A 2,046-nucleotide genomic window follows, 5' to 3' on the forward strand; every position below is an offset into this window, starting at 1 on the left:
GTCGGGGGGCCACGGGCGGGCCCGACGGGGTCGGCGACCCCCACAAGGCGCTCGGCGGCTTTCTGCGCGCCCGCCGCGGACGTGTCGCGCCCGAGCACGTCGGGCTTGCCGGCGGCCGTCGCCGACGGGTGCGAGGACTGCGCCGCGAGGAGCTCGCCCAGCTCGCCGGCATCAGCGTGGACTACTACGTACGCCTCGAACAGGGCCGGGCCACCCAGCCGTCGCCCGAGGTGCTGGACGCGCTCGCCGGGGCGCTCGGGCTCGACGCGGCGGAGCGCGGACACCTCGCCACCCTGGCCGCCGGCCGGCGCGACCCCGTGCCCGGCGCCCGGGTCAGCCCCCTGCTGCGGCGCGTACTGGACTCGCTCGCCCACCTCCCGGCCTTCGTGACCGACCACCGCCTCGACGTGGTGGCCTGGAACGCCCTGGGCGCCGAGTTGCTCGGCGGGCCGGCCGGCCCGGACCTTCGCGACCGCAATCAGGCCCGTTTCCTCTTCCTCGACTCCGCCGCTCGCGCCGTCTTCCCCGAGTGGGAGGACCGGGCGACGGAGGCCGTCGGCCAGCTGCGGGTCGCCGCGGGGCGTTACTCCGACGATCCGCGGCTGGCCGCGCTCATCACCGAACTGTCCGCTCGCTGCGCGGACTTCCGCCGGATCTGGGACACGGGCGAGGTCGTGATGTGCGCGGCGGGGCGTAAACGGCTGCGGCACCCGGAGGCCGGGGTGCTCACCCTGGACTACGAGACGCTGCACGTGCCGGCCGCGCCCGGCGAAAGCGGGCTGGTGGTTCATGTGTTCAGCGCCGAGGAGGGCAGTGGGGACGCGGCCGCGCTGGCCCGGCTGGCGGCGGCCGCCGTCGCCGGGGAGCGGCCTGCCGCGGCCGGGTGACCGTGAGTCGATCACGACTGATCGGCTCACCAACCGGTCAGCGGATCAACTTGTGGCGTGGTCGACTGGTCGACGGGTGCGGCGGCTCAGCGGAAGGCGGCGGCGTTCTCCGTCGCCCACTGGTGGAATGGCCTGGCCGGGGAGCCGGTGACGAGGGGGACCGTGTCGTGCACGGCGAGCAGTTCGTCGGTGACGTCCCCGCCCGTCACGTCGAGCACCGCGTCCGCGCCCTCGTCGTCCAGGAAGGCGGCCAGGTCGCGGTGGGCCTCCGCGCGGCCGATCTCGACGAGGGGCACGTCCCGGCCCAGCGCCGCCGCGATGGCCGCCACTTGCTGCCGGGGCGTCACCCGCTCCGGGCCGGTCAGGGTGTACGTCATGCCCCGGTGGCCCGGCTCGGTGAGCGCCACCCGCGCCACCGAGCCGATGTCCGCCGGGTGAATGGTGGGCAGCCCGATGTCCGCGAACGGCACCCGTACGGGCCGGCCCTCGCGAATCGGCTCCGCCCACCACAGGGTGTTCGACGCGAACTGCGTGGGCCGCAGGATCGTCCACTCCATGCCGCTGTCCTTGAGGATCTGCTCGATGGCCAGGTTCTCCTGGGCCGGGACGAGGTGCGGGTGGGTGGCGGCGGTGATGGACGACACGAGGACCACGTGGTCCACGCCCGCCTGCCGGGCGGCCTCGACGATCTCGGCGTCCGTGCCGCCCATACGCGTCACGAGGAACAGCGAGCGCACGCCCTCCAGGGCTGCCTTCAGCGAGGCGGTGTCGGCGAAGTCGCCCTCCACGGCCTCCACCCCGTCCGGGAAGGAGGCGCGGGCCGCGTTCCGGGTGAGTGCCCTCAGCGGCCCGGCACCGTACGCGTGCAGCTCCTCCAGCAGGGCCCGTCCTACGTTTCCGGTGGCTCCCGTCACGAGAATCATGAGCGTCCTCTCCCCTTGTCGGTGATCAGGCCACCGCTGCTGATCAACTGGGAATGACGGTAGAAGCTCAAGCGGACTTCAGGTCAAGTGAACTCCGGTGGGCGCGGCCCATGTCGGGGCGGGCCGGGGAACTGAGGCGTGCCGCGGCGTGGCGAGGTGCGCGGTGGCGGGCGAGATAGAGGTGCCGTGCGGCCTCACGGGGCATGTGCGCGTCCTTTCCGGTCGAAATCGATCAC

2 protein-coding genes are annotated in these 2,046 nt (G+C 73.8%); one reads left to right on the forward strand and one right to left on the reverse strand.

The window, feature by feature from the left end; all coding sequences use genetic code 11:
* A partial coding sequence (locus ACSNOD_RS30730; RefSeq protein WP_436770360.1) for a helix-turn-helix domain-containing protein occupies positions 1 to 887 on the forward strand: 887 nt, incomplete at its 5' end.
* 86 nt (positions 888 to 973) lie between these two features.
* Here ACSNOD_RS30730 and ACSNOD_RS30735 read toward each other — a convergent pair.
* Complete coding sequence (locus ACSNOD_RS30735; protein ID WP_436770361.1) at positions 974 to 1,810, reverse strand: NAD(P)H-binding protein; 837 nt, start codon at positions 1,808 to 1,810, stop codon at positions 974 to 976.
* Positions 1,811 to 2,046: the final 236 nt, after the last annotated feature.

It is taken from the genome of Streptomyces sp. URMC 123 (assembly GCF_051386515.1).
GTDB lineage: Bacteria > Actinomycetota > Actinomycetes > Streptomycetales > Streptomycetaceae > Streptomyces.

Coding starts and splice junctions, on each gene's coding strand:
- ACSNOD_RS30735 (WP_436770361.1), bottom strand. CDS start 1,810: ATGATTCTCGTGACGGGAGCCACCGGAAACGTAGGACGGGCCCTGCTG.